Below are 25,573 nucleotides of genomic sequence, written 5' to 3'. Positions count from 1 at the left end.
GCATGCCGCCCGTGCAGTTGCGATAGCGGAAGATCAACAACGTCGCCTTGTTGACGACGTCGCCGACGTCAGCGCGGACGGTATGACAGCAGGCTTCCGGATCGTCGTCGATATCCGCGCCTCAGGCCCGCGCCGTCCAGCCGCGCCAGGTGAAGGCGGCGTAGAACAGGTCGACGGCGTCGAACCCGGCGTCGCGCAGGCAGGCTTCGTCCTGTTCGGGCGTCAGCAGCGCGAGGCTGGCGCCGACGGCGGCACGCGCCTGCTCGACTTGCGCGGGGTCGGCGCCCGATGCGAGGGCATAGGCGGCATAGCGATCGAGCCAGCGCGCGCGTGCCGGTTCGTCCTGCGGGAAGCTCGAATGGGCGACGACGAGCGGCGCGCCCGGTTTCATACGGCGGCGCATCTCGCGCAGCGTCTGCGTCCGCGCATCACGCGGCAGGAAGTGTAGCGTGAGGAGGCAGGTCGCGCCGTCGAACGGGCCGTCGGGCGCGGCGTCGATCTTGCCCTCGATCAGCGTGGCGCGATCGGCGTGCGAGCCCATCGTGACGCGGGCGAGATCGAGCATCGGGCCCGCCGGATCGACGCCGGTGAAACGCCAGCCGGGTTGTGCGGCGGCAAAGGCCTTCAACTCGAGCCCGCCCCCCGCGCCGAGAACGAGCAGATGGCCGTCGACGGGCATATGCTCGGCGAGCAGGATGGCGCTCATCCGGTGCAGCGCCTCGAACCCCGGCGTGAAGCGCGGCGGCCCTTCGGCATAGCGCGTGATGGCGTCGGGATCGTTGAACATGTCGAGGAAGAGCTGGTTGCCGTCAGCCATCGGGTGTGTCCTTGAATCTGGGCGCGCGGGCGAAGTCGGCCTTGCCGAACGGCCGGTCGCGAAAGAGATAGGCGTAGTAGAAATCGCGCAGCTGTGCGTGAAAGGCGCGCACGCGATCCTGATAGGCGAGCTGGGCCGTAAGGTCGGTCTGCGCCAGACGCGTCAGCAACGCCTGCACGCCCACCGACGGCAGCAGCCAGCCCAGGGCGCGCCCGGCGGCATCGCGTGCCTCGAGCCCGGCGCGATAGGCCTGCACGCGGCCGGCTACGCTCGCGTCGCCATTCTGGTGGAAGGCGAGATACCATTTGTAGTGGAACTCGGTACCGAGCGGCGGCGAGTCGGCCCATTGCGGATGGCTGGCATAGAAGCGCCGCATCGTCTGTTCGCGCGGGATTTCCCATGCGCCATTCACCGCCTCGCGCTGTGCCAGCGCGATCTCAGCCCCCTGATCGACCGGGATCGCCCGATTGATCGCGACGTTTGCCAGCGTCGGGACGACCAGCACGAGCACCAGCCATGTGGCCGCAAGCGTCGCGGCATTGGCGACCGAGCTCCACTGCAACCGTCCGACCAACGCGGCGATGCCGACCCAGAAGAAGAGATAGGCGGCGATGAGGTCGAGGACGATCAGCAATGTCGGCAGCGCAACGCCTTCGATCAGCGCGGCGGCGGTGAACGGAAGCGCGAGCGTGGCCCAGACGAGCGCGAACCGCAGCGCCGTGCGCCGGCGCCACAGCGCCTTGCCGCCGTTGGGCAGTGCGTCGAGCGTGCGCTGGCGTCCCGCCTCGCGCTCGGACGAGACGAGGTCGTGGAACAGCGCGATCACGAACAGCGGCGCGAGAAAGACGAGCACGAACGCGAAATCGAACCGGCCGGGCAAGGCAAGCTCGGGATTGAAGGTGTCGCCGTCATAGATTTGCGCCTCGAGCCCCAGCGCGCGCACACGCAGCATGTAGGGCGACACGTCACGCATGCCCAGCGCCGCGAAGGCGAGCGGGGCGGGCGCGTCCCAAGTTGGGTGGAAGCTGTAATAGGCGGCGCTGCCGGCATCCTTCGACTGGTCGACATAGTCGGCGACGGCGGCGATATCCTCGGCCTGCGCCGCGGGGATCGCGGCGATGGCGGCATGCTGGCGCGACGTTTCGGCCATGCCCGCGGCCAGTGCGGCGATGGTGAGGACGGCAAGCAGTGCGAGCGCTGCGACCGTCAGGCGATGGCGCAGCAACAGGCGCAGTTCGTGCGCGAGCAGCGACATCAGCGTACTCCCAGACGGCGCGTGGCGAGCGCGAGCAGGCCGGTCGCGATCATCAGCCATGCGACGAGTATCGCAAGGCCGGGCAGCGCCGCACGCGCCAGTACGGCGCCGTCGGGGCGTTCGAAGCGGAAGTCGGGCATTCGTTGCCAATTGTCGGCCGCGACGCGCTTTCGCTGGTCGGCACCCGCGTCGGTGGCGGTATCATCGGCATAGCTGACATCGGTCGCCTGCATCCGGTTCAGGCGTTGGACAAGATCGTAGCGATAGGCCTCGGCCTGATCGAGGAAGCGGCGATGGCCAGCGAAATCGGTGCCCGCCGCCGCCATCGACAGCGATCGCAAGGCGATGGCGGGGCTCAGGATGCCAGCGGCATCGACCAGCGCGTTCTGCCGCGCCTGCGCGGCGAAGCTTTCGCCGGCATAGCGATCGAACAGCGACGAAGTCAGTCGCTCGCCCTCCATGGCGAGCACGCCCTTGTAGTTGAGCGGCAGGTCCTCGACCCGCGTGACGCCATAGCGATCGAGCACCGATTGCTTGAACGCGGCATAATGCGGATCGTCGGGATTGTGGCTGTCGCCCATGCGGCGAAGATCGCGCGCGATCGCAACGTCGGTCTGCAGCCGGTTGCGCAGCGGCACGGCGGCGTTGGCGATGTCGGGCACCACGCGCGGCAACAGGATGACGGTAACTGCCCATATCGCCACCAGCGCGAGCAGCGCGTCGCGGCTCCGCCGGGCAAATGCCGAGACGAGCAGGATGACGACGACCCAGAGCGCCAGATAGGCCAGATAGCCGCCCGCGATCGTCAGCATCGGCACGATCTGCGCGCCCGGTTGTCCCGCGATCAGCGCGAACCCGATCATCGCGGGCAGCCCCGCCAGCAGCGCGACGACGCCCAGCGCCGCTCCCTTGCCGCGCACCAGTTCGCCGCGCCCCACGCCCTGCAACATCAACAGCCGCAACGTCCCGCGCTCGCGCTCGCGGGCGAGCGCGCCGTAGCCGAGGAAGATCAGCAGCAATGGCGCGACGATCTGCAACACGAAAGCAGGCGTCAGCTGGCCGAAGCGGATCAGCAGCGAGCTTTGCCGCACATCGCCGAAATTCGCGGTGTTCTGACGATGCCCCTCGAGGAACATGCTGTTGCCGGTGAACGCATCGACGCCGGGGTCGAACGCGGCAAGCGGGCTGAGCGGGCGGAAGATGAAGGTGCCGTAATGCACGACGCGGTGCGGATGGCGATTGGGCTGTGCATCGAACGCCTGCTCCGCCGCCGCCGCATGCCGCGAGCGGAGTTCGGCGATACCGCGCTGGTGCGCCCAGCTGCTCAGGACCGCGGCGAGCGTCAGCAGAACCAGCAGGACGAAGGCGATGACGGCGACGCGGTTGCGCGCCATCAGCCGCAGTTCGTCGCGCGCGATCAGGCGGACGACGCTCACGCCGCCAGCCGATCGGCGCCGACCTGGAAACGGGCGTGCAGCGCGCGAATGTCGAAGCGGTCGGGGCCGCTTGCCGGCACTGCCTCGGCCACGCGGCCGCCTTCGAGGAAGGCGATGCTGTCGGCGACGTCGGCGGCGGAAAGCAGGTCGTGCGTGACCATCAGCACCGCCGTCCCCCGGTCGCGCACTGCCGAGACAAGCGCGTTGAAGTCGGCCGTCGCGCGCGGATCGAGGCCCGAGGTCGGTTCATCGAGCAGCAGCACCGGCACTTGTCGCAACAAGGCGACCGCGATCGCGACCTTCTGCCGCATGCCCTTCGAAAAGCCGCCGAGCCGCTGGTCCCATGCGCGATCCTGAAGGCCGGCGGCGGCGAGCGCATCGGTGATCGCCGCCTTCGATTGGCGCTCGCCCGAAAGCGCCAGCAGATAATCGGCGTTCTCGACCGCCGTCAGATGTTCGTACAGCGCGACGTTCTCGGGCAGATAGGCGATCCGCTTGCGCGCGAGATCGGGCTGTCTGCCCGGATCGACGCCGCAGACCGCGATCGTTCCCGACTGCGCCTTCGCGAAGCCCAGGAGCGCCGCGAGCGTCGTCGACTTGCCCGCGCCGTTGCCGCCGAGCAGCGCGGTGATGCTGCCCGCCGGCACCGATAGCGTCAGGCCGTCGAGCACGCGATGCGTGCCGTAGGCGAGCGTCAACGCGTCGATATGGATGGGGGGGGCTTCGGTCATGTCGTTCCCTGCAAGTCGTTCGCGACACCCTTTGGCATCAAGTTTGATATGAGACAACATACCATTGACCTCGCAACGACATATCGTCACAGGGCGATCGTCCGGCCGTCGAGTGAAGCACCGCTCCGGCCATTCATCGGATCAAGGAAGAGACAGTGAGAGCTGACCGTCGACAGCGCAGGATGGTGCGGCATGCCGTGATCGTGATCGCGCTGCTGCCCGTTCCGGCGCTTGGGCAGACCGCAAACCCGGTTGCCGCCGTCGACGAGGAGCAGGCGCAGGACATTCGCGTCACCGGGGTCCGCCAGCCCTATCGCGGCGACTTCGCCATTGCCGAAATCCCTCAGGCAATCGCGACGATTGACAGCGACGCGCTCGAAGCGAACAACTTGCTCCGGCTCACCGACGCGCTCGACCTCAATGCGTCGGTCTCGCGCCAGAATTCGCTCGGCGGATTGTTCGACAGTTTCGCGGTGCGCGGCTTCACCGGCGACGAGAACATACCGACGGGCTATCTCGTCAACGGCTTCAATGGCGGTCGCGGCTTCGGCGGCCCGCGCGACGTGGCGGGAATCGAGCGGATCGAGGTGCTCAAGGGGCCGGCGGCAGCAGTGCTGGGGCGCGGCGAGCCGGGCGGCACGATCAACCTTGTCACCAAGCAGGCGGAGATCGGCCGCAGCTTCGGCACCGCGGCGCTGCAATATGGGAGTTTCGATCGGCTGCGTACCGAAGCCGATCTCAACCTGGCGGTGTCGGGCAGCCTCAGCGCCCGGCTGATCGGCTATTCGGAGGATGGCGGTACGTTTCGCGATACCGTGGACCTGAAGCGCTGGGGCTTCCTCCCGTCGATCGGGCTCGCGATCGGGCCCGACACGCGGCTGACCTACGATTTCGAATGGACGCGGGTGGAGACGCCGTTCGATCGCGGCATCGTCGTGCTCGACGGCGATTTCGATACCGTGCCGCGCGACCGCTATCTGGGCGAGCCGGGCGACGGCGACCACATCGCGCGCGCGACGGGGCATCAACTGCGCGTGCAGCATGATTTCGATGCCGGCTGGAGCCTGCTGGCAGGCGCGTCGCTGCGCGATACGCTGCTGACCGGCTTCTCCTCCGATGCCGAACTCGTTCGATCGCGGCAGGAACTCTACGTCGACGGACGCTCGCTGTCGCGCCAGCGCCGGTCGCGCGTGTACGATTCGCGCCAGCTGGTCGTGCGCGCCGAATTGTCGGGCGCGTTCGACACGTTCGGGATTCGCCATCGCGTGTTGATCGGGGCAGATCACGACAGCTTCAGCAACGATCAGCAGTTCGGCCGTTTCCGCCCGCCGGTCGTGAGCCCGACGCTTGCCAATCGCGCGGGCTATGTCCTCGACATTCTCGATCCCGTCTACGGTCGCTTCCCGCTGCCGACGCCGGGTCCGCAGAACGACCGGCTCGACGAGCAGCGATCGACGGGGCTGTTCGTTCAGGACCAGATCGACCTGACCGACCGGCTCCAGCTCCGCATCGGCGGCCGCTACGACGCGGTGACGTTGCGCACGCTCAACCGGCTGACGGGCATCGACAGCGTCAGCGAGCGAAGCCGCTTCAGTCCGCAGGCCGGCATCGTCTATCGCCTGTCGTCACCGCTCATGCTCTATGCCGCCTATGGCGAAGGCTTCCGCGCCAATGTGGGAACCGACGTGACCGGCGCGATCTTCGATCCCGAAACGAGCCGGTCGATCGAGGCGGGGGCGAAGCTAACCGCGCTCGGCGGGCGAGTGAACGCCACGCTGGCGGTGTTCCAGCTCGAAAAGGACAATGTCCTTGCCAGCGACACGGGCAATCCCGGCTTTTCGGTCGCGATCGGCAAGGCGCGCAGCCGGGGCGTCGAGCTCGACCTGACGGCAAGGCTGCCCGGCGATCTCGATCTGCTGCTCAGCTACGCCTATCTCGACGCCGAGGCACGTTCGACGCTCCTTGAGCCCAATTTCAATTTCCAGATCCGCCCCGGCGATCGCCTCATCAACATTCCCGATCACAATCTGAACGTGCAGGCGACGAAGCGGCTGGTGGTTGCCGGGCGCCGCGCGCAACTGGGTGCGGGCGTGCAATATTTCGGCGATCGATCGGGTGAGACGGGCACCGCCTTCACGCTGCCGTCGCACACGCTGGCGCGCGTGTTCGGCGATGTCGAGATGGTCGACGGCCTGACGCTGTTCGGGTCGATCCAGAATCTGTTCGACGCGCATTGGTACGCCAACAGCTATCACCCGCTATGGGTGCAGCCGGGCGCTCCCCGCACCGCAACGTTCGGCGTTCGCGCCAGCTTCTGAGAACGAGGTCCGATGTTCAAACTCCTGGTCGCGGCGCTCGGCCTTGTCGCCGCTATGCCGGCTGTCGCGCAGCAGATGCCGACGCCGCCCGAGCTCCTGCCGCCGGTGCCGCCATGGTCGGGCGCGAGCGGGCGGCTGATCGCCAGGGCGAACGATCGCTGGATCACGCCGGCCGAGCGCGCGGATTTCGCGACGACGCCCGATCATGCCGAAACGCGCGGCTGGCTCGAACGGCTGGCGGCGGCTTCGCCCCGCATTTCGATCGAGACCTTCGGCAAAAGCGGGCAGGGGCGCGATCTAATCGCCGTGCGGGCAAGCAGCGGCGGCGCACCCAAGCCTGTCGTGCTCGTGCAGGCGGGCATCCATGCGGGCGAGATCGACGGCAAGGATGCCGGGCTGATGCTGCTGCGCGACATCGCATTCGGGGGCAAGGCGGGGCTGCTCGACAAGGTCGATCTGGTGTTCGTGCCGATCCTGAATGTCGACGGGCACGAGCGCGCAAGTGTGTGGAACTTCCCGCATGTTCGCGGTCCCGCGAACAAGGGCACCGTCGGCAATGCGCGTGGGCTCAACCTCAACCGCGACTATGCCAAGCTCGACGCGCCCGAGACGCAAGCGGTGGTCGCACTGCTGCGGCGGCTCGACCCCATTCTCTACATCGACTGCCATGTGAGCGGCGGGTTCGACATGGGTTACGACATCACCTTCACCTATGCAGGGTGGGGTCGCTATGCCTATCACCGCCAGACCGCCGACTGGCTGATGCAGCGCTTCGGCCCGGCGGTGACGACCGCGCTCGAAGCGGCGGGCCACGCCCCGACGATCTATCCCAGCCCGATCGACACACGCCATCCGAGTGCCGGCATCCGGCAGGCGCCCGAGGGGCCGCGTTATTCGACCGGTTATGGCGACTTCATCGGCGTGCCGACGGTGCTGGTCGAAAATCATATGCTCAAGCCCTATCGCCAGCGCGTGCTCGGCACGTACGTGCTGCTCGAGGCGGCGTTGAAGCTGGCGGGCGCGGAAGCTGGGAGGATCGCCGAGGCAAAGGCCGCCGATCGCGCGAGCCGCCCCGAAACGCTGCTGACGCGGTGGCGACCGGCGCGCGAGCCGATCGGCTGGGTCAAGGACTTCAAGGGAATCGCGTTCGACCCGGTGCGCTCGCCCGCGACAGCGCGCGCCGAGCAGCGCTGGACGGGCAGGCCGGCGACGTGGCGCATGCCGATCATTGGGCAGGTGCCGGTCGAGCGGATCGCGATCGCCAGGGCATGGTGGATTCCGCCCGAGCAGCAGGAGACGATCGACCGCCTCCGCCGGCACGGTATCCAGATGACGTTGATCGACGAGCCCCGAACGGTGGATCTCGACCATGTACGGCTCGTCGGGCCGGAACTGGCAGCGCCCTATGAAGGGCGGGTGCCGCTGCGATCGCGCTTCGCGCATGCGCGCCTGCCGGCGACGCTGCCGGCGGGCAGCGTTCGTGTGGCGTTCGACCAGCCGCTCGGGCTGCTCGCCGCCGCGTTGCTCGAGCCCGAGAGCCAAGATTCGTTTTTGGCCTGGGGCTTCTATCCCGAAATGCTGATGCCGCCGCCCGGCAGCGAGGCGTTCGTGCTCGCGCCGCTGGCGGACGCGCTGCTGGCGACCGATCCCGACGTGCGCGAGGCGTTCGAGGCAAAGCTGTCATCCGACCCGGCATTCGCCGCCGACGGCGACGCACGTCTGGCGTGGTTCGCCGCACGCCTGCCCGAGCTTCAGTCGCGGCACCTGCTGTATCCGGTCCTGCGCGAACCCTGAGCAAGGCGGTCGCCGAGCCGCCGACTATACGCAAAACATATGCCCTGCCCGCGCAATCGCTCGCGAAAACATACGCTGCTGCGGACTATCTGATCGCCCTGTCGAACCGAGCGTCGCCCGCCAATTGCGAGCCGGCGATCGGTTCTCGTGGGGAGATTCGTTGGTGCGTATTCTTGGTCTCATCGCCGGCTTCGTGCTTGCGGCATCGGCTTCGGCTCAGGCGCAAACGGTCGCGGATCCGGCAGCGCCGCCACCGCCCGTCACCGTTTCGGGTTCGGCGACGGTCACGTCGGACTACCGTTTTCGCGGCGTGTCGCAGAGCGACCGGGAAATCGCGGTGCAGGGCGGTATCACTGCCGCGCACGAAAGCGGCGTCTATGCCGGGATCTGGGCATCGAGCCTTGCCGGCTGGGGCACCTTCGGCGGCGGCAATGTCGAGCTCGACCTGATCGCGGGGTACAAGGCGCAACTGGCCGACAATGCCGCGCTCGACGTGGGCGCCACATGGTACATGTACCCCGGCGGCGCCGACAAGACCGACTTCATCGAGCCCTATGCCAGGCTGACCGGCACGTCCGGCCCGGCGACGCTGACGGCGGGCGTCGCCTATGCGCCGAAGCAGGAAGCGCTGGGCCGCTGGTACTTCACCGGCGCCGATGCCGCGGCCGGCGTCTACAACGATCCCGGCGCGAAGAACGACAACACCTATCTCTGGGGCGACGCGGCGGTCGCGGTTCCGGGCACGCCGCTGACGGCCAAGGCGCATATCGGGCACAGCTGGGGCAATCCGGGGCTTGGTCCCAACGCCACCAGCGTCGCACCGACGGGTCGCTACTGGGACTGGTCGCTGGGCGCGGACGCGACGTGGCGCAACCTGACGCTCGGCGTCGCCTATGTCGCGACCGACATCTCGAACGGTGACGCCGCCTATCTGCGGCCGAGCTTCAGCAAGGGGCAGGACGGCACCGGCAACATCGCCGGCGGCACCGCGCTCGTCTCGCTCACCGCCGCCTTCTGACCGGGGGACATAGCATGCAGGACATCATCTGGCTGTCGATCATCGCGGGGCTGGCGGCGCTTAGCTTCGCCTATGTCCGCCTGTGCGACCGGGCGTGAGGGGCCGGCGATGACCATCGACCTGTGGCTGGCCGCAATCGCGGCGCTCGGCCTGCTGGCCTATCTGGTGGCGGTACTGCTCCGCCCCGAACGCTTCTGAAGGGGGCGAAACCATGACCATCCAGGGCTGGGGACTGATCCTCGCCTTCGTCGCGGTGCTGCTGCTGATCGCCAAGCCGATCGGCCTGTGGTTGTTCGCGCTCTACGAAGGGCGCCGCACGCCGCTCCATGTCGTGCTCGGCCCCGTCGAGCGCGGCTTCTACCGTCTTTCGGGCATCGACCCGGCGCAGGAACAGGGCTGGCGGCGCTACGCCGTGCACATGCTGCTGTTCAACCTGGCGCTGCTGCTGCTCACCTATGCGTTGCTGCGATTGCAGGGCCTGCTGCCGCTCAATCCGCTGGGCCATGCCGGGATCGGCGCCGACGGCGCGTTCAATACGGCGATCAGCTTTACCACCAACACCAACTGGCAATGGTATTCGGGCGAGGCGGCGATGTCGAACCTCAGCCAGATGCTGGCACTGACGATCCAGAACTTCCTGTCGGCGGCGACGGGCATCGCGCTCGCCTTTGCGCTGTTTCGCGGGTTCGCCCGTCGCCAGGCGCCCGCGGGCGGCGCGATCGGCATCGGCAATTTCTGGGCCGATGTGACGCGTGTCACGCTCTATCTGCTGCTGCCGGTCTGCGTGGTCTACGCCTTGTTCCTGATCGCCAGCGGCGTGCCGCAGACGCTCGCCGGCTCGGTCGACCTGACGACGCTCGAGGGCGCGCGCCAGACACTCGGTCTCGGTCCCGTCGCCAGCCAGGAAGCGATCAAGATGCTCGGCACCAATGGTGGCGGCTTCTTCAACGCCAACTCGGCGCATCCGTTCGAGAATCCGGATGCGCTCACCAACTTCGTCCAGATGCTGTCGATCTTCTCGATCGGCGTGGGGCTTACCTACACCTTCGGCAAGGCGGTGGACGACACGCGGCAGGGCTGGGCGATCCTGGCGGCGATGATGCTGCTGTTCGTCGCCGGCGTCGGCGTGACCTATTGGCAGGAAGCGGCGGGCAACCCCGTGCTGGCGCAGCTCGGCGTGGCCGGCGGCAACATGGAGGGCAAGGAGGTCCGCTTCGGAATCGCCGCCTCCGCGCTGTTCTCGGTCGTCACGACCGCCGCCTCGTGCGGCGCGGTGAATGCCATGCACGACAGCTTCACGCCGCTCGGCGGCATGATCCCGCTGCTCAACATCCAGCTGGGCGAGGTCGTGATCGGCGGCGTCGGTGCGGGCATCTACGGCTTCCTGCTGTTCGCCATCCTCGCGGTGTTCGTCGCCGGGCTGATGGTTGGGCGCACGCCCGAATATGTCGGCAAGAAGATCGAGGCGCGCGAGGTGAAGCTTGCGGTGCTGGCGATCGCGGTGCTGCCGCTCGTCATCCTCGGCGGCACCGCGCTGTCGGCGGTGACCGGGGCGGGGCTTGCCGGGCCGCTCAACAAGGGGCCGCACGGCTTCAGCGAAATGCTGTACGGGTTCGCATCCGCGGTCGGCAACAACGGCTCGGCCTTTGCCGGCCTCAGCGCGGGAACGCCCTGGTACAACGGCCTGCTCGGCGTCGCGATGTGGATCGGGCGGTTCTTCGTCATCGTGCCGATGCTGGCGATCGCCGGCAGCCTCGCCGCCAAGCGGCACACCCCGGCGGGCGCCGGCTCGTTCCCCACGACCGGCGGTCTCTGGGTCGGCCTGCTCGTCGGCATCGTGCTGGTGCTGGGCGGCCTCACGTTCCTGCCGAGCCTCGCGCTCGGTCCCATCGCCGATCATCTCGCGATGATCCGCGGCCAGCTTTCCTGAAGGGCCCGCCAATGGCCAAGTCGCAGAGCATGTTCACGGCAGAGCTGATCGCACCGGCGATCCGCGACGCCTTTCTCAAACTCGATCCGCGCCAGCTGGTGCGCAACCCGGTGATGTTCACCACCGCGATCGTCGCGTTGCTGCTGACGGTGCTGCTCGCCGTCGGAAACGACGAGCTTGCCACCGGCTTCAAGCTGCAACTCGTCGTCTGGCTGTGGCTGACGGTGCTGTTCGGTACCTTTGCCGAGGCGCTGGCCGAGGGGCGCGGCAAGGCGCAGGCGGCCAGCCTGCGCGATGCAAAGGCCGAGTTGAAGGCCAAGAAGCTGACCGGCGTGGCCGACAGCTGGGAAGCGGTGCCGGCCACCCGCCTCACGATCGGCGACGTCGTGCTGGTCGAGACCGGCGATCTCATCCCCTCGGACGGCGAAGTCATCGAGGGCGTGGCATCGGTCAACGAAGCCGCGATCACCGGCGAAAGCGCCCCCGTCATCCGCGAGGCGGGCGGCGACCGCTCGGCCGTGACCGCGGGCACGCGCGTGATTTCCGACCAGATCAAAGTGCGCGTCACCGTCGAACCCGGCCAGGGGTTTCTCGACCGCATGATCGCGCTGGTCGAAGGCGCCGAGCGGCAGAAGACGCCCAACGAGATCGCGCTGACGATCCTGCTTACCGGCCTGACGATCATCTTCCTCATCGCGGTGGCGACCATTCCCGGCTTCGCCAGCTATGCGGGCGGATCGATCCCCGTGGCGATTCTCGCTGCGCTGCTCATCACGCTGATCCCGACGACGATCGCCGCGCTCCTTTCCGCGATCGGCATCGCGGGCATGGACCGGCTGGTGCGGTTCAACGTGCTCGCCAAGTCGGGCCGCGCGGTCGAGGCCGCGGGCGACATCGACGTGCTGCTGCTCGACAAGACGGGCACGATCACCGTCGGTGACCGGCAGGCGAGCGAGTTCCGCGCCGTGGGCGGTGCGAGCGAGGCCGAGTTGGCCGAAGCGGCGCTGCTCGCCAGCCTTGCCGACGAGACGCCCGAGGGCCGCTCGATCGTCGTTCTCGCACGCGAGCGGTTCGGCCAGTCCGGCGCGTTGCCGGCATCTGCCGAGGTCATCGCCTTTACCGCACAGACGCGCGTATCGGGCGTGAAGCTCGGCGACACGCTGATCCAGAAGGGCGCGGTCGATTCGATCCTCAAGGCCAATCCTGGCCTCGGCGAAACCGCTGCGGCGACCGAGCTTCGCCGCGTTACCGACGAGATCGCGCGCGCGGGCGGTACGCCGCTTGCGGTCGCCCGCAACGGGCGGCTGCTCGGGGCCATCTTCCTCAAGGACGTGGTCAAGGCGGGCATCCGCGAACGCTTTGGCGAGCTGCGCCAGATGGGCATCCGCACGGTGATGATTACCGGCGACAATCCGCTCACCGCAGCCGCGATCGCCGCCGAGGCCGGCGTCGACGATTTCCTCGCGCAGGCGACGCCCGAGGACAAGCTCGAGCTGATCCGCAAGGAGCAGCAGGGCGGACGCCTCGTCGCGATGTGCGGCGACGGCACCAACGACGCGCCCGCGCTGGCGCAGGCCGATGTCGGGGTGGCGATGAACACCGGCACGCAGGCGGCGCGCGAGGCGGGCAACATGGTCGATCTCGACAGCGATCCGACCAAGCTGATCGAGGTCGTGGGCCTGGGCAAGCAGCTGCTGATGACGCGCGGCGCGCTCACCACCTTCTCGGTCGCCAACGACGTGGCGAAATATTTCGCGATCATCCCCGCGATGTTCGTCGCGCTCTATCCGGGGCTCGGCGTGCTCAACGTGATGGGCCTCGCGACGCCCGAAAGCGCCATCCTCTCGGCGATCATCTTCAACGCGCTCGTCATCCCTGCACTGGTGCCGCTCGCGCTAAAGGGCGTTGCGTACAAACCGATGGGCGCCGGCCCGCTTCTGGCGCGCAATCTCGCCGTGTACGGGCTTGGCGGCCTTGTCGCCCCGTTCGCCGGCATCAAGCTGATCGACCTCGTGGTCGGCGGCCTCGGTCTGGCCTAAGGAGTATTCGAACATGGGCAAGGATTTCACGTCCGCACTGCGTCCCGCGATCGTGATGGCGCTGCTGTTCGCTGCGCTGCTCGGCATCGCCTATCCGCTGGCGATGACCGGCATCGGGCAGGCACTGTTTCCGGCGCAGGCGAACGGCAGCCTCATCGAGCAGGACGGCCGCGTCATCGGGTCGAGCGTGGTCGGGCAGGCGTTCACGTCCGATCGCTATTTCCAGACGCGCCCCTCGGCGGCTGGCGAGGGATATGACGGCCTCGCTTCGGGCGGCTCGAACCTCGGCCCGGCCAGCCAGACGCTTGCAGATCGTGTCGCGGCCGACGTCGAAGGGCGCCGCGCCGAGGGCGTTAGCGGCCCGATTCCCGCCGATCTCGTGACCGCGAGCGCATCGGGCCTCGACCCCGATCTCTCGCCCGAGGCCGCGCGGGCACAGGTTGTGCGCGTCGCGCGCGTGCGCGGCCTGCCCGAGGCGCAGGTCGAAGCGCTGGTCGCAGCCGCAGTCGAACGCCCGTTGCTCGGCGAACCGCATGTCAACGTGCTTGCGCTCAACCGCGCGCTCGACGCATCCGGGACCCGATGAACGACAGCCGGCCCGACCCCCAGGCATTGCTGCGCCAGGCTGCGCAGGAAGGGCGCGGCCGGCTGAAGATCTTCCTCGGTGCAGCACCCGGCGTCGGCAAGACGTTCGAGATGCTGTCCGAGGGCAAGGCGCGCGCGAAGGAGGGCGTCGACGTCGTTATCGGCGTGGTCGAGACGCACGGCCGCATCGAAACCGAAGCGTTGACGCGCGGGCTGGAAATCATGCCGCGCCGCGCCGTCGCCTATGAGGGGCGGACGCTGCATGAAATGGATATCGACGGCGTGCTCGCGCGTCGTCCCCGCCTCGCGCTGGTCGACGAGCTGGCACATACCAACGCGCCGGGTAGTCGCCACCCGAAACGCCATCAGGACGTTGCCGAGCTGCTGGCGGCGGGCATCGACGTCTACTCCACCGTCAATATCCAGCATGTCGAAAGCCTCAACGACATCGTCGCCGGCATCACACGCGTCCGCGTGCGCGAGACGGTGCCCGACAGCGTGCTCGAAGCCGCCGAGATCGAGGTGGTCGACATTCCGCCCGATGAGCTGATCGAGCGGCTGAAGGCGGGCAAGGTCTATCTGCCGCAGGAAGCGACGCGCGCGCTCCAGCATTTCTTCTCGAAGTCCAACCTGTCGGCGCTGCGCGAGCTGGCGCTGACGCGCGCGGCGCAGGCGGTGGATGCGCAGATGCTCGAGCATGTCCGTGCGCTCGGGGTCGGGGGAACCTGGGCGGGGGCCGAGCGGATCGTCGTGGCGATCAGCGAGCTGGCGGGCGCCGACGGATTGGTGCGCGCCGGCAAGCGCGTTGCCGACGGGTTGCGCGGGCCGTGGACGGCGCTGTTCATCGAGACGCCGCGCGTCGCCGGCTTCACCGACGCGCAGCACGCGCGGATCGCCGCGACGATGACGCTCGCGACGCAGCTCGGCGCGGCCGTGGCGACGGTGCCCGCGCCGAGCGTGGTCGACGGCATCAAGGTGTTCCTCCACGATGCGCGCGCCACGCAGCTGATCCTCGGCAAGTCGCGTCGCTCGCGCTGGTTCGAGCTGCGACACGGATCGGTGGTCGACCGGCTGGTGCGCGAAACGCCCGGCGTCACCGTGCACGTGCTGCCCAACGACGAAGCCACCTCGCGCCCCGATCGTGCGCGCCCGCGTCGCGGCGAATGGGGAACGCGCACCGGCCATGCCGCGACGACCGCGATGATCGCCGGCGTTACCGCGCTGGCGATCGCGCTGTCGCAGGTTCTCAACCTCGGCAATGTCGGCATGCTGTATCTGCTACCCGTGATGGCTGCGGCCAGCCTGTTCGGGCTTCGCACCGGTCTGATGGCGGGTCTCCTGTCCAGCCTTGCCTATAATTTCTTCTTCCTGCCGCCGACCGGCACCTTCACGATCAGCAACCCCGAAAATGTCGTGTCGGTGTTCGTCCTCCTCGGCGTCGCCTTCGTCACCAGCCATCTGGCAGCGCGCGTGCGCGCGCAGGCCGACCTCGCCAGCCAGAGCGCGCGGACCAACGCGGCGCTGACGGGATTCCTGCGCGAGCTCGCCGAACTTGCCGACGATGCCAGCGTCAGGCGGGCAATCTGTGTCGAGGTCGGGCGCATCCTGCGCGTCCACACCGTGCTGCTGGCGGCGGGGCCGACCGGGCTGGCGGTGCAGACGACCGACGGCAACGACCATCGGCTCGGCACGCTCGATCTCGCGGCGGCGCAATGGGCGTTCGACCATTCGGCCACGACCGGACGCGGCTCGGGCACGCTCACCGCTTCGGACTGGGCGTTTCATCCGCTCGCGCATGGCCGAACGGTGCTAGCCGTGTTCGGGATCGCGCGCGACGGCACCGCCGACCCGATCCGCGCCGACCAGCTGCCCTTGCTGACCAATCTGCTCGACCAGGCGGCCATGGTGCTCGAACGACTGCGTCTCGAAGGCGAAATGCGCGATGTCGAGACGATGCGGACGCGCGACCGGCTCCGCGGCGCGCTCCTCTCGTCGGTCGGTCACGATCTGCGGACGCCGCTGACCGCAGTGAAGGCGGCGGCGTCCGAATTGCGCCACGGCGTCACGCCGCAGCTGATCGGCACGATCGAGCAGGAAGCGAACCGGCTTGATCGCTTCGTCGCCAACTTGCTCGATATGGCGCGGATCGAGGCGGGGGCATTGTCGCTGGCGATCGAGCCGGTCGACCTGGCCGATGCCGTGACCGGCGCCGCGCATGACGCGCGCACCGCGCTGACCGGCCATGCGATCCGGCTCGACGTGCCGCCCGACCTGCCGCTCGTGCGCTGCGATCCGCATCTCCTGCACCATTGCCTTCTGAATCTGCTCGACAATGCCGGGCGCTATGGCGATGCCGGCACCGAAATCCGGGTGGCCGGCACGCATCGTCACGGGGCGTTGCAGCTCTCGGTTATCGATCGCGGGCCCGGACTTCCGCCGGGGCAGGAAGACCTGGTGTTCGACACCTTCCGCAGGTTCGACGGCTCGGATCGCGCGGCCACCGGAACGGGGCTGGGTCTCGCCATCGTCAAGGCGTTCGCCGAAGCGATGGGTATTGCCGTCGAGGCGCGCAACCGCGACGATGGCGAGCGCGGCGCGGCCTTTTCGCTCCGTTTTCCGGCAGATGCCATCATTCGCGATCCCATCGTCGAGGGGCAGGTCTGATGGCGCAGATACTGATTGTCGATGACGAACCGGCGATCCGCCGCCTGCTGCGCCAGGCGCTCGAACGCGCGGGTCACGGCGTTGCCGAAGCTGCCGATGCGCGCGCGGCGCTGGCCGCGTTCGAGCGCCAGCGACCCGACGCGGTGCTGCTCGACCTGGGGCTGCCCGGACGCGATGGCCTTGAGCTCGTGCCGGTGATCGCGCGCGAACGATCGATCGCGCTGCTGGTGGTATCGGCGCGCGAGACGACCGACGACAAGGTCGCGGCGCTGGATCTCGGGGCCGACGACTATATCACCAAACCGTTCGACAGCGAGGAACTGCTGGCTCGGCTCCGCGTAGCGCTGCGGCGGTACGACACGGACGCGCAGATGGTCGTCGAGGCGGAAGACGTGACGATCGACCTGTCGAGGCACATGGTCTGCCGCATGGGTGCCGAAATCCATCTAACACGCAAGGAGTTCGCAGTCCTTGCCATGCTTGCCGAGCATCCCGGGCGCGTCGTCACGCACAAACAGATCCTGGCGCGGGTTTGGGGCGGCTACGACCCGAAGATCGAATATCTTCGCATCGTCATCCGGAACCTCCGGCAGAAGCTCGAAAGCCCGGCCCCCATCGGCTCGTTGATCGGCAACGAGCTCGGCATCGGCTATCGATTGCGGATCAAGTCGTGACCGAACGGGCTGATGTGCGCTGCGCGTCGATCAGAAGCCAGCTGCGGATCGCGCTGGCCAGGTTGGGCGGATCGTCGCTTTCGATCCGCGCTGCATCGATCGCGGCGACCAGTGCCGAGAGTGGCAGTCCGCGTGCGCGCGCCGCGGCTTCGAGCGCCTGCCAGAAAGGGGGCTCGAGGCTGAGCGACGAGGCGTGCCCGGCGATCGTGATCGAGCGCTTCACCGGCCCGACAAAGCCGCCGTCAGGCGCGGCCACGCGCGTCATTCGTCGTCGAACAGGCTGGCGAGCTGGTCGATCATCGTGCCGGCGAGCTGATCGACGTCCATGATCGTGACGGCACGGTTATAATAGCGCGTGACGTCGTGACCGATGCCGATGGCGACGAGGCTGACGGGCGAGCGCGATTCGATCCAGCCGATCACCTGGCGCAGATGGCGTTCGAGATAGCTGCCCGAATTGACGCTGAGCGTCGAATCATCGACCGGCGCGCCATCCGATATGACCATCAGGATGCGGCGCTCCTCGGGACGGGCGAGCAGCCGGCCATGCGCCCAAAGCAGTGCCTCGCCGTCGATATTCTCCTTGAGCAACCCCTCGCGCATCATCAGGCCGAGTGACTTGCGTGCGCGTCGCCACGGCTCGTCGGCCTGTTTGTAGACGATGTGGCGCACGTCGTTGAGGCGGCCGGGCTGCGGCGGGCGGCCGGCGGCAAGCCACGCGTCGCGCGCCTGCCCGCCCTTCCACGCACGCGTGGTAAAGCCCAATATCTCGGTCTTGACGCCGCAGCGCTCGAGCGTGCGCGCGAGAATGTCGGCGCTGATCGCCGCGATCGAGATGGGGCGGCCGCGCATCGAGCCCGAATTGTCGATGAGCAGCGTGACCACGGTGTCGCGGAAATCGGTGTCGCGCTCGACCTTGTAGCTGAGCGACTGGGTGGGATTTACCACCACGCGCGCCAGCCGCGCGGCATCGAGCAACCCTTCCTCCTGGTCGAAATCCCATGCCCGGCTCTGCTGCGCCATCAGCCGGCGCTGGAGGCGGTTGGCCAGCTTGGTGACGATGCCCTGCAACGACAGCAGCTGCTGGTCGAGATAGGCGCGCAGCCGGACCAGCTCCTCGGGATCGCACAGCTCGGTGGCGGCGATCACCTCGTCATATTGCGTGGTGAAGGCGCGATAGTCGAATTGCGGCGGCAGATCGGAGAGCGGGCGGTTGGGGCGGACGGGCAGCATGCCTTCCTCGCCATCTTCCCCCGGATCGCCGTCGATCGCGTCCATGTCATCGGGCGCCTGCCGGCTTTCGCCTTCGCCGGCGTCGCTTTCGCTCTCGCGCTGCTCGCCGCGCGCCTCGACCTGGCCCTCGCCCTGGTCCTGCTCGCCTTCGTCCTCGCCCTCGTCCTGCTCGCTGTCATCGGTGCCCTCGTCTTCGGCGCCGCCCTCGTCGGCATCGTCGGGCGCCATCTCGCCTTCGGTAAGTTCGAGATCCTCGAGCAGCGCCGCGACGATGCGCGCGAAGGCTTCCTGATCGTCGATCGCGAGCGCCATCGCATCGAGGTCGCGGCCCGCCTTCTCCTCGATCCAGTCGGCGACGAGCGCGAGCCCCGGCAGCGTGCCCGCGGGCGGGGCGCGGCCGGTCAGGCGCTCGCGCACCATGAGCTGGATCGCGCTCGAGAGCGGCACCTCGTCGCGGGTGCGCGCGCGGGCGATCGGGTCCGAGCGCATCCGCATTTCGAGGCTCGACGCGAGATTGTCGGCGACGCCCGCATAGCCGGCGGCGCCCAGCGCCTCGATGCGCGCGGTCTCCACCGCATCGAACACCGCGCGCGCCACGGGTTCGGGCGGCGCGGCGCGCGCGTGCTTCATCACGTCGTGATGGCGCAGCCGCAGGGCATAGCCATCGGCGAAGCCGCGCGCCTCGGCCACCTGCTCGGCCGGCAGCGCGCGGCCGGGCATCGGCACCTTGATGCTGCGCCCTGCCTGGCTCGGCGCATCGGCGGTGAACGAAAGCTCGACCTCGCCATCGCGCGCGATCGCACGCGCGGTGCCGGCGAGGACGTCGCGGAAGCGGTCGAGATCGGACTGATTGGGCATCAGCGTTCCATCGCGGCGACGCAGGCGGCACGCAACGCCGGCAGTTCGTTGCGAGCGATCTCGTCAATCACGCGGCGATCGACCTCGCGATACTCATGCCGCAGCCGATTGCCGAGCGCGCGCATCTTGGCAACGGGTAGATCGGGGCCGATCGACGCAGCCTCATCGGGATCGATCTGCACAGCGGCCTCGGTTATGCGCTGCAGCAGCCGCTCCACCGCGAACAGCGTTTTTTCGTCGGCTACGAACACGTCCAGACTGGCGTCTCCCAGAAAGGTCGTGATGCGATCGACATCCTCGACGATGTCGCGCAGCCGAAGGGCCGTTCGGCTAGAAAACATCCACTCGGTCCCGATCTATGGCGGCCTGCAGCCGCGTCCGAGATGCTGGTTCGGTAACAAGGTCGACGGACACCCCGAGCAGCGAGCCAACGCGCTCGTCGAGCGTGAAGAAATCCCAGCCAAGCCGAGCGTCCGGTCGCAATCTGATCGCCAGGTCGAGGTCCGACTTCGCGTCAGCCTCGCCACGCGCTGTCGATCCGAAGATCGCGACATGCTCGATGCCCATCGCGTTCAGTTCGGCACGGTGGTGTCGCAGACGTTGCAGGGCTTCGGCGCGTGTCATTCCCGGCCGTGCCTCAGCGCTTGCTCGCCACGCTTTCGGGGAGGTCCTTGCCGAACACGCGCTGATAATATTCGGCGACCAGCGGGCGTTCGGCCTCGTCGCACTTGTTGAGGAAAGACAGGCGGAAGGCGAAGCCGACATCGCCGAAGATCAGTGCGTTCTGCGCCCAGGTGATGACGGTGCGCGGCGACATGACCGTCGAGATGTCGCCATTGACGAAGCCGCGGCGCGTCAGGTCGGCGACGCGCACCATGTTCTCGACCACCGCCTTGCCGCCGGGCTTGTCATATTCACCCGACTTGGCGAGCACGATCTGCGCCTCGGTGGCGGCGGGCAGATAGTTGAGCGTGACGACGATGTTCCAGCGGTCCATCTGGCCCTGGTTGATCTGCTGGGTGCCGTGATACAGCCCCGAGGTGTCGCCAAGGCCAACGGTATTGGCGGTCGCGAACAAGCGAAACCACGGATTGGGCCGGATGACGCGGTTCTGGTCGAGCAGCGTGAGCTTGCCCTCGGTCTCGAGCACGCGCTGGATGACGAACATCACGTCGGGGCGGCCGGCGTCATATTCGTCGAACACCAGGGCGGTCGGCGTCTGCAGCGCCCAGGGCAGCAACCCTTCGCGGAACTCGGTGATCTGCTGGCCGTCGCGCAGCACGATCGCGTCGCGGCCGATCAGGTCGATGCGGCTGATATGCGCGTCGAGGTTGATGCGGATGCACGGCCAGTTGAGGCGGGCCGCAACCTGTTCGATATGCGTCGACTTGCCGGTGCCGTGATAGCCCTGCACCATGACGCGGCGGTTGTGCGCGAAGCCTGCCAGCACCGCCAGCGTCGTGTCGGCATCGAAGACGTAGGCGGGATCGAGATCGGGCACGCGCTCGTCAGCCTCGCTGAACGCGGGCACCTCCATGTCGGTATCGATGCCGAACAGCTCGCGCACCTTGACCATCCGGTCGGGCGCCTCGAGCAGCGTCGTCTCGCGGCTGTCGGGCTGGGTGTTGGGCAGATCGTTCATGCACGCGGGCTTTCGTCGTCGGCGGGTCGGCTGACACATAGGCCCTCGGGCGGCGGACGCAACGCGCGGCGTTCAGCCGGGAGCGATCTTGGGCGGCAGCGCGAACAGATCCACAAAGGCCGCCGCCGCCGCGCGGTCGCCCGTCAGCCGCAGCGTTCCGGCCGCCTCGGCATCGGCGAACGGGCGCTTGCCATAGACTAGGCCGACAAAGGTGGTGGGGTCGGTTTCGAACGCGACATCGGCTTTGGCGGGATCGCCACGCTCGATATCGAGCGCATCGGCGGTGAGCCTTCCCACGAAGCCGGCACCCGGAAATCCGAAGCCCAGCAGCATCGGCGGATAGCCGCCGCCGGGGCGGATCATCGTGCGCAGCGAGAGCATCGCCGATACCGGTGACAAGGGCAGCGTCGGATCATGTTCGGGCGAGCGCGTCGCCCAGCGGCCCATCGTCTGGAAGATGGGTTCGGCCTCGTACCCCCAGGGCGTGAGCGCATAGACCTGCGTATTGACAGGCGGCGGCAGCCGCTCGCGCGTGACGATGCCCGCCGCCTCGAGCCCTTGCAGCCGCTGCGTGAGGATATTGGCGCTGATGCCCGTGAGGTCGGCCTTCAGGTCCGAGAAGCGGCGCGGCCCGAGCATCAGCTCGCGCATCACGAGCAGCGACCAGCGCTCGCCGACGAACTCGAGCGCGAGCGCGGTGCCGCATGCGTCGGGATACCAGCGCTTCGTCCTGCCTTCGATGCGATCCGTCATCTTTTCTAACTTCATTGTTGCTTTTAATAACCAAGGGGCGCAGCACCGTCAACGCAAGCGAATCGAGGAGCGACCCGTGCAGAAATCGATTTTCGTCAATCTGGCAGTGGCGGACGTCGCGCGTGCCACGGCGTTCTACGAAGCCATCGGCTTCACGCGGAACGCGATGTTCTCGAACGAGCAGGCCTCGGCGATGGTCTGGTCCGACACGATCAGCGTGATGCTGCTCGACCGCGCCTTCTTCGCCACCTTCCTGCCCGAAGGCCGCGCCATCGCCGATTCAGCCACCACGACCGAGACGCTGCTGTGCCTCTCGTTCGACAGTCGCGAGGCGGTAGACGCGGTAGTGCAGGCCGCCGCCGACGCGGGCGGCACTGCCGATGTGCGCCCCGCACAGGATATGGGCTTCATGTACAGCCGTGCCTTCGCCGACCCCGACGGTCACGTCTTCGAGCCGATGTTCATGGACATGGCCGCCGCCGCCGACGCGATGGGCGCGGCGCCGGCCGCGGCCTGACGCGGTGTCGACCGCCCGCAGCCTGGCGATCGCGTCGCTTTCGTTCGCGCTCACCGCGCTCGCGATCGTCGCGTGCCATGGCGCCACGATCGGTTTTGCCTGAGAGGAGCGGCATGTGAGCGATGCCATCACCATCACCGGTTTCGACTGGGTGCCCGATTTCGCGCGCGGGCATGTCCGCGATCTGCGCCCGCGCTGGGCGTGCGAGGAGATCGGCCTGCGCTATGCCATGCGCCTGCTCGACGCGCGCGCGCGGCAGGAGGACTATTTTGCCGAGCAGCCCTGGGGACAGGTGCCCGTCCTGCGCGACGGTGACGTCTCTTTGTTCGAGAGCGGTGCCATCCTGCTGCATCTCGGCGAGCGCGACGCGCAATTGCTGCCGCAAGGCGGTGCCGCGCGCGACCGGGTCGTCTCGTGGCTGTTCGCGGCATATAATTCGGTCGAGCCGTTCACGATGCAGCTCGGCACGGTCGACATCTTCGCAGCCGGCGAGGAATGGGCGCGACTGCGGCGACCGGGATTGGTGGCACAGCTCGGCCAGCGGCTCGACCGGCTGGCCGACGCGCTGGGCGAGCGGGCATGGCTCGGCGACGCGTTCAGCATCGCCGACATCGCAATGGTGACGGTGCTGCGCGCCTGCCCGCGCGCCGAACTGATCGATCCGCGACCGGCGCTTGCCGCCTATGTCGATCGCGGCGAGGCGCGGCCCGCCTTCCAGCGCGCGCTGGCCGCGCAGCTCGGCGATTTTCGCGACGAACCCGTCGCCGCCTGACAGGAGCATCCATGCCCAACGAACTCATGATCGACCGCGTGATCGCCGCGCCGCGCGACGCGGTGTGGCGTGCCTGGACCGAGCATCTCGATGAATGGTTCTGTCCCGCGCCGTGGCGGGTGGCCGAAAGCGAAGTCGAGTGGCGCGCAGGCGGCATCTTCCGCACCGTGATGGAAGGCCCTGCGGGCGAGCGCGTCGACGAGGGCGCGGGCGTCATCCTCGAAATCGTGCCCGGCGAGCGCATCGTCTTCACCGATGCATTGACGCCCGACTGGCGGCCGCGCGGGCCGTTCATGGTCGCGACGATCGAGCTTGCCGATGCCGGCGAAGGCACGCGCTACACCGCCACCTGTCGCCACTGGACCGAAGAGGCATGTGCGCAGCACGAGGCGATGGGCTTCCATGCAGGCTGGGGCGCCGCCGCCGACCAGCTCGAACGCGTGGCGCAACGCATCGCGGCGCAATGATAGATACAGCAGGAGAGATGCCATGACCTATGTCGAGGGCTTTCTAGTGCCCGTGCCCAGCGCCAACAAGGAAGCGTACAAGAAGCATGCCGACGACGCCGCGCCGCTGTTCAGGGAGTTCGGCGCGACGCGGATGGTCGAGGCTTGGGCAGACGATGTGCCGCGTGGCGAGGTGAACGACCTGTGGGGCGCGGTCGACGCGGCCGAGGACGAGACGGTGCTGTTCAGCTGGATCGAATATCCCGACAAGGCGACGCGCGACGCCGCCAATGCGCGCATCATGTCCGATCCCCGGATGAAGGAAGTCGGCGCGACGATGCCGTTCGACGGCAAGCGCATGGTGTGGGGCGGCTTCGAGAGCGTGTGCGACGAGGGACAGGGCGCCGGCACCGGCTATATCGACGGCGTGGTGATGCCGATGCCGCTCGACGCGCGCGACGCCTATGCGCGATTCTCGGCGGCATGTGCGCCCGCGTTCCTCGAGAACGGCGCGCTGCGCGTGGTCGATGCCTTTGCCGACGATGTGCGCGACGGCAAGCAGACCGATTTCCACCGCGCGGTGCATCGGCAGGATGGCGAGACGGCGGCCTATGGCTGGGTCGAATGGCCCGACAAGGCGACGCGCGACGCCGGCTGGGAGAAGGTGATGGCCGATCCGCGGATGACCGGGCAGGACGCGCCGTTCGATGGCAAGCGCATGATGTTCGGCGGCTTCGTCCCCATCGTCGATCGCTGAGCGGAGGGCATCATGGCGAACGCACAGGGTATTCCCGTCTGGTACGAGCATCTGGCCGTCGATGCCGATGCCGCGCAGGCTTTCTACACCCATGTCGCCGGCTGGCAGGCGGCCGACAGCGGCATGGCGGGCATGGACTATCGGCTGTTCTCGGCACCCGACGGCGCGGCGGTGGCGGGTCTGATGCCGCTGCCGCCGGGAATGGAGGGCGGGCCGGTGTGGCTCACCTATTTCGGCGTCGACGATGTCGACGCAACCGCCGCCGCGATCACCGCGCAGGGCGGCGCGATCCACATGCCGCCCACCACCATGCCCGGCGTCGGTCGCATGGCGATGGCGACCGACCCGCAGGGCCATGCCTTCTACATCATGCGCGGCGAGAGCGACGAGGACAGCAGCGCCTTCGTCGCCGCCGAGCAGGCGACGCCGGGCCATGGGGTGTGGAACGAGCTCACCGCCGCCGATCAGGATGCCGCGATCGGCTTCTACGGCGCGGTGCTGGGGCTGCGGCACGAGGGCGCGATGCCGATGGGGCCGCTCGGCGACTACAAGTTCGTCCATGCCGGCGACATTTGCATCGGCGCGACGATGAACGTCTTCAAGGGCGGCCGGCGCGGCTGGCAGCCCTATTTCATGGTCGACGATATCGACGCGGCAGTGACGCGGATCGGCGAGGCGGGAGGGCGCATGGTGCAGGGGCCCGACCAGATCCCCGGCGGCGACTATGCCTTGGTGGCCGAGGACGGGGCGGGCGTGCGCTTCGGGCTGGTCGGCGCGCGCAAGGCGGAGGCGTGACGATGGAAAAACTGACGACGGTCTTGTGGTTCGACCATGGCGAGGCGCGCAAGGCGGCCGAATTCTATGCCGCCACCTTCCCCGACAGCCATGTGGGCGAGGCGGCGGAGGCGCCATCGGACTTCCCCGGCGGCGCCGCGGGCAACGAGATCATCGTCAATTTCACCGTGCTCGGCCGTGCGTTCTGCGGCCTCAACGGCGGGCCGCAATTCAAGCCCGACGAGGCGGTGAGCTTCCAGATCCTCACCGACGACCAGGCCGAGACCGATCGCTACTGGGATGCCATCGTCGGCAATGGGGGTGCCGAGAGCGACTGCGGCTGGTGCCGCGACCGCTGGGGCTTCTGCTGGCAGATCACGCCGCGCACGCTGATCGAGGCACTGCTCGCCGGCGGCGGCGAGGCGAAGCGTGCGTTCGACGCGATGGCGACGATGCGGCGTATCGACGTAGCGGCGATCGACGCGGCGCGCGCGGGACCGGGCTGAACTTCGGCCTTTCGTTATGCGCGCATCGGGCCGTATGACGGGCGGCGTCGCCGT

General features: G+C 68.2%; 25 protein-coding genes. 15 read left to right on the top strand and 10 right to left on the bottom strand.

Annotated features, from left to right (window positions below):
* Positions 1-121: 121 nt before the first annotated feature.
* The 4 genes from FBR43_RS03070 to FBR43_RS03055 are packed head-to-tail and all read right to left on the bottom strand — an operon-like array spanning position 122 to position 4,239.
* A complete protein-coding gene (locus tag FBR43_RS03070; protein WP_136941736.1) occupies positions 122-817 on the bottom strand; it encodes a class I SAM-dependent methyltransferase in 696 nt (231 codons plus the stop codon).
* Positions 810-2,072 carry a DUF3526 domain-containing protein gene (locus FBR43_RS03065; protein WP_136941735.1) on the bottom strand — a complete coding sequence of 421 codons (1,263 nt, stop codon included), beginning with the start codon at positions 2,070-2,072 and terminating at the stop codon, positions 810-812. The genes FBR43_RS03070 and FBR43_RS03065 overlap by 8 nt, the downstream gene beginning before the upstream one ends.
* Positions 2,072-3,508: an ABC transporter permease gene (locus tag FBR43_RS03060; protein WP_136941734.1), complete on the bottom strand. Its 1,437-nt coding sequence runs from the start codon at positions 3,506-3,508 to the stop codon at positions 2,072-2,074. Before FBR43_RS03060 ends, FBR43_RS03065 begins: the two co-directional genes overlap by 1 nt.
* Positions 3,505-4,239, bottom strand: coding sequence for an ABC transporter ATP-binding protein (locus tag FBR43_RS03055; RefSeq protein ID WP_136941733.1), 735 nt, complete (start codon positions 4,237-4,239; stop codon positions 3,505-3,507). The genes FBR43_RS03060 and FBR43_RS03055 overlap by 4 nt, the downstream gene beginning before the upstream one ends.
* 182 nt (positions 4,240-4,421) lie before the next feature.
* Here FBR43_RS03055 and FBR43_RS03050 point away from each other — a divergent pair, with 182 nt between their 5' ends.
* The 9 genes from FBR43_RS03050 (at position 4,422) to FBR43_RS03010 (ending at position 17,261) form a co-directional block, all read left to right on the top strand.
* Positions 4,422-6,557: a TonB-dependent siderophore receptor gene (locus tag FBR43_RS03050; RefSeq protein ID WP_136941732.1), complete on the top strand. Its 2,136-nt coding sequence runs from the start codon at positions 4,422-4,424 to the stop codon at positions 6,555-6,557.
* 12 nt (positions 6,558-6,569) lie between these two features.
* Positions 6,570-8,351 carry a M14 family metallopeptidase gene (locus tag FBR43_RS03045; RefSeq protein WP_136941731.1) on the top strand — a complete coding sequence of 594 codons (1,782 nt, stop codon included), beginning with the start codon at positions 6,570-6,572 and terminating at the stop codon, positions 8,349-8,351.
* Positions 8,352-8,514: 163 nt separating this feature from the next.
* Positions 8,515-9,369 (top strand): TorF family putative porin, encoded by an 855-nt coding sequence (locus FBR43_RS03040; RefSeq protein WP_394344004.1) that lies wholly within the window; start codon positions 8,515-8,517, stop codon positions 9,367-9,369.
* A 108-nt stretch (positions 9,370-9,477) separates the two neighbouring features.
* Positions 9,478-9,567, top strand: coding sequence for a K(+)-transporting ATPase subunit F (gene kdpF, locus FBR43_RS03035; RefSeq protein ID WP_136941730.1), 90 nt, complete (start codon positions 9,478-9,480; stop codon positions 9,565-9,567).
* A 13-nt stretch (positions 9,568-9,580) separates the two neighbouring features.
* Positions 9,581-11,299: a potassium-transporting ATPase subunit KdpA gene (kdpA, locus tag FBR43_RS03030; RefSeq protein ID WP_136941729.1), complete on the top strand. Its 1,719-nt coding sequence runs from the start codon at positions 9,581-9,583 to the stop codon at positions 11,297-11,299.
* Positions 11,300-11,310: 11 nt separating this feature from the next.
* Entirely contained in the window at positions 11,311-13,338 is a 2,028-nt protein-coding gene (gene kdpB / locus FBR43_RS03025; RefSeq protein WP_136941728.1) for a potassium-transporting ATPase subunit KdpB, read from the top strand.
* Positions 13,339-13,351: 13 nt separating this feature from the next.
* Complete coding sequence (gene kdpC / locus FBR43_RS03020) at positions 13,352-13,924, top strand: potassium-transporting ATPase subunit KdpC (RefSeq protein WP_136941727.1); 573 nt, start codon at positions 13,352-13,354, stop codon at positions 13,922-13,924.
* Entirely contained in the window at positions 13,921-16,587 is a 2,667-nt protein-coding gene (locus FBR43_RS03015; RefSeq protein WP_136941726.1) for a sensor histidine kinase, read from the top strand. The genes kdpC and FBR43_RS03015 overlap by 4 nt, the downstream gene beginning before the upstream one ends.
* Complete coding sequence (locus FBR43_RS03010) at positions 16,587-17,261, top strand: response regulator transcription factor (protein ID WP_136941725.1); 675 nt, start codon at positions 16,587-16,589, stop codon at positions 17,259-17,261. Before FBR43_RS03015 ends, FBR43_RS03010 begins: the two co-directional genes overlap by 1 nt.
* Here FBR43_RS03010 and FBR43_RS03005 read toward each other — a convergent pair.
* The 6 genes from FBR43_RS03005 to FBR43_RS02980 form a co-directional block, all read right to left on the bottom strand.
* Positions 17,251-17,526 (bottom strand): ribbon-helix-helix domain-containing protein, encoded by a 276-nt coding sequence (locus tag FBR43_RS03005; RefSeq protein WP_136941724.1) that lies wholly within the window; start codon positions 17,524-17,526, stop codon positions 17,251-17,253. The genes FBR43_RS03010 and FBR43_RS03005 overlap by 11 nt on opposite strands.
* A complete protein-coding gene (cobT, locus tag FBR43_RS03000; RefSeq protein ID WP_136941723.1) occupies positions 17,523-19,352 on the bottom strand; it encodes a cobaltochelatase subunit CobT in 1,830 nt (609 codons plus the stop codon). The genes FBR43_RS03005 and cobT overlap by 4 nt, the downstream gene beginning before the upstream one ends.
* Positions 19,352-19,693, bottom strand: coding sequence for a HepT-like ribonuclease domain-containing protein (locus tag FBR43_RS02995; RefSeq protein ID WP_136941722.1), 342 nt, complete (start codon positions 19,691-19,693; stop codon positions 19,352-19,354). The genes cobT and FBR43_RS02995 overlap by 1 nt, the downstream gene beginning before the upstream one ends.
* On the bottom strand, positions 19,683-19,976 hold the full coding sequence (locus FBR43_RS02990) for a nucleotidyltransferase family protein (RefSeq protein ID WP_136941721.1): 294 nt from the start codon (positions 19,974-19,976) through the stop codon (positions 19,683-19,685). The genes FBR43_RS02995 and FBR43_RS02990 overlap by 11 nt, the downstream gene beginning before the upstream one ends.
* Before the next feature lie 13 nt (positions 19,977-19,989).
* Positions 19,990-20,994, bottom strand: a complete 1,005-nt coding sequence (gene cobS / locus FBR43_RS02985) for a cobaltochelatase subunit CobS (RefSeq protein ID WP_136941720.1) — start codon at positions 20,992-20,994, stop codon at positions 19,990-19,992.
* A gap of 72 nt (positions 20,995-21,066) precedes the next feature.
* Positions 21,067-21,747, bottom strand: a complete 681-nt coding sequence (locus FBR43_RS02980) for a winged helix-turn-helix transcriptional regulator (RefSeq protein WP_249276421.1) — start codon at positions 21,745-21,747, stop codon at positions 21,067-21,069.
* Between the two features lie 76 nt (positions 21,748-21,823).
* Here FBR43_RS02980 and FBR43_RS02975 point away from each other — a divergent pair, with 76 nt between their 5' ends.
* The 6 genes from FBR43_RS02975 to FBR43_RS02950 all read left to right on the top strand — a co-directional run bounded on the left by FBR43_RS02975 (position 21,824) and on the right by FBR43_RS02950 (position 25,519).
* Positions 21,824-22,264, top strand: a complete 441-nt coding sequence (locus FBR43_RS02975; protein ID WP_136941718.1) for a VOC family protein — start codon at positions 21,824-21,826, stop codon at positions 22,262-22,264.
* A gap of 115 nt (positions 22,265-22,379) precedes the next feature.
* Positions 22,380-23,036, top strand: coding sequence for a glutathione S-transferase family protein (locus tag FBR43_RS02970; protein ID WP_136941717.1), 657 nt, complete (start codon positions 22,380-22,382; stop codon positions 23,034-23,036).
* 11 nt (positions 23,037-23,047) lie between these two features.
* Positions 23,048-23,503 (top strand): SRPBCC family protein, encoded by a 456-nt coding sequence (locus FBR43_RS02965; RefSeq protein ID WP_136941716.1) that lies wholly within the window; start codon positions 23,048-23,050, stop codon positions 23,501-23,503.
* Positions 23,504-23,525: 22 nt separating this feature from the next.
* Positions 23,526-24,239: a DUF1428 domain-containing protein gene (locus FBR43_RS16650; protein ID WP_136941715.1), complete on the top strand. Its 714-nt coding sequence runs from the start codon at positions 23,526-23,528 to the stop codon at positions 24,237-24,239.
* A gap of 12 nt (positions 24,240-24,251) precedes the next feature.
* A complete protein-coding gene (locus tag FBR43_RS02955) occupies positions 24,252-25,034 on the top strand; it encodes a VOC family protein (RefSeq protein WP_136941714.1) in 783 nt (260 codons plus the stop codon).
* Positions 25,035-25,036: 2 nt separating this feature from the next.
* On the top strand, positions 25,037-25,519 hold the full coding sequence (locus tag FBR43_RS02950; RefSeq protein ID WP_136941814.1) for a VOC family protein: 483 nt from the start codon (positions 25,037-25,039) through the stop codon (positions 25,517-25,519).
* Positions 25,520-25,573: the final 54 nt, after the last annotated feature.

The sequence above is a fragment of the Sphingomonas baiyangensis genome (assembly GCF_005144715.1).
Taxonomy (GTDB): domain Bacteria; phylum Pseudomonadota; class Alphaproteobacteria; order Sphingomonadales; family Sphingomonadaceae; genus Sphingomonas; species Sphingomonas baiyangensis.
The sequence above is the reverse complement of the archived record's forward strand: the minus strand, read 5'-3'. Positions and strand labels throughout refer to the sequence as shown.

What these genes read in the sequence shown, in the direction of transcription:
- FBR43_RS03070 (WP_136941736.1), bottom strand. Translation starts at nt 817, where the DNA reads ATGGCTGACGGCAACCAGCTCTTCCTCGACATGTTCAACGATCCCGAC.
- FBR43_RS03065 (WP_136941735.1), bottom strand. Translation starts at nt 2,072, where the DNA reads ATGTCGCTGCTCGCGCACGAACTGCGCCTGTTGCTGCGCCATCGCCTG.
- FBR43_RS03055 (WP_136941733.1), bottom strand. Translation starts at nt 4,239, where the DNA reads ATGACCGAAGCCCCCCCCATCCATATCGACGCGTTGACGCTCGCCTAC.
- FBR43_RS03050 (WP_136941732.1), top strand. Translation starts at nt 4,422, where the DNA reads ATGGTGCGGCATGCCGTGATCGTGATCGCGCTGCTGCCCGTTCCGGCG.
- FBR43_RS03045 (WP_136941731.1), top strand. Translation starts at nt 6,570, where the DNA reads ATGTTCAAACTCCTGGTCGCGGCGCTCGGCCTTGTCGCCGCTATGCCG.
- kdpF (WP_136941730.1), top strand. Translation starts at nt 9,478, where the DNA reads ATGACCATCGACCTGTGGCTGGCCGCAATCGCGGCGCTCGGCCTGCTG.
- kdpA (WP_136941729.1), top strand. Translation starts at nt 9,581, where the DNA reads ATGACCATCCAGGGCTGGGGACTGATCCTCGCCTTCGTCGCGGTGCTG.
- kdpB (WP_136941728.1), top strand. Translation starts at nt 11,311, where the DNA reads ATGGCCAAGTCGCAGAGCATGTTCACGGCAGAGCTGATCGCACCGGCG.
- kdpC (WP_136941727.1), top strand. Translation starts at nt 13,352, where the DNA reads ATGGGCAAGGATTTCACGTCCGCACTGCGTCCCGCGATCGTGATGGCG.
- FBR43_RS03015 (WP_136941726.1), top strand. Translation starts at nt 13,921, where the DNA reads ATGAACGACAGCCGGCCCGACCCCCAGGCATTGCTGCGCCAGGCTGCG.
- FBR43_RS03010 (WP_136941725.1), top strand. Translation starts at nt 16,587, where the DNA reads ATGGCGCAGATACTGATTGTCGATGACGAACCGGCGATCCGCCGCCTG.
- FBR43_RS03005 (WP_136941724.1), bottom strand. Translation starts at nt 17,526, where the DNA reads ATGACGCGCGTGGCCGCGCCTGACGGCGGCTTTGTCGGGCCGGTGAAG.
- cobT (WP_136941723.1), bottom strand. Translation starts at nt 19,352, where the DNA reads ATGCCCAATCAGTCCGATCTCGACCGCTTCCGCGACGTCCTCGCCGGC.
- FBR43_RS02995 (WP_136941722.1), bottom strand. Translation starts at nt 19,693, where the DNA reads ATGTTTTCTAGCCGAACGGCCCTTCGGCTGCGCGACATCGTCGAGGAT.
- FBR43_RS02990 (WP_136941721.1), bottom strand. Translation starts at nt 19,976, where the DNA reads ATGACACGCGCCGAAGCCCTGCAACGTCTGCGACACCACCGTGCCGAA.
- cobS (WP_136941720.1), bottom strand. Translation starts at nt 20,994, where the DNA reads ATGAACGATCTGCCCAACACCCAGCCCGACAGCCGCGAGACGACGCTG.
- FBR43_RS02980 (WP_249276421.1), bottom strand. Translation starts at nt 21,747, where the DNA reads ATGACGGATCGCATCGAAGGCAGGACGAAGCGCTGGTATCCCGACGCA.
- FBR43_RS02965 (WP_136941716.1), top strand. Translation starts at nt 23,048, where the DNA reads ATGCCCAACGAACTCATGATCGACCGCGTGATCGCCGCGCCGCGCGAC.
- FBR43_RS16650 (WP_136941715.1), top strand. Translation starts at nt 23,526, where the DNA reads ATGACCTATGTCGAGGGCTTTCTAGTGCCCGTGCCCAGCGCCAACAAG.
- FBR43_RS02955 (WP_136941714.1), top strand. Translation starts at nt 24,252, where the DNA reads ATGGCGAACGCACAGGGTATTCCCGTCTGGTACGAGCATCTGGCCGTC.
- FBR43_RS02950 (WP_136941814.1), top strand. Translation starts at nt 25,037, where the DNA reads ATGGAAAAACTGACGACGGTCTTGTGGTTCGACCATGGCGAGGCGCGC.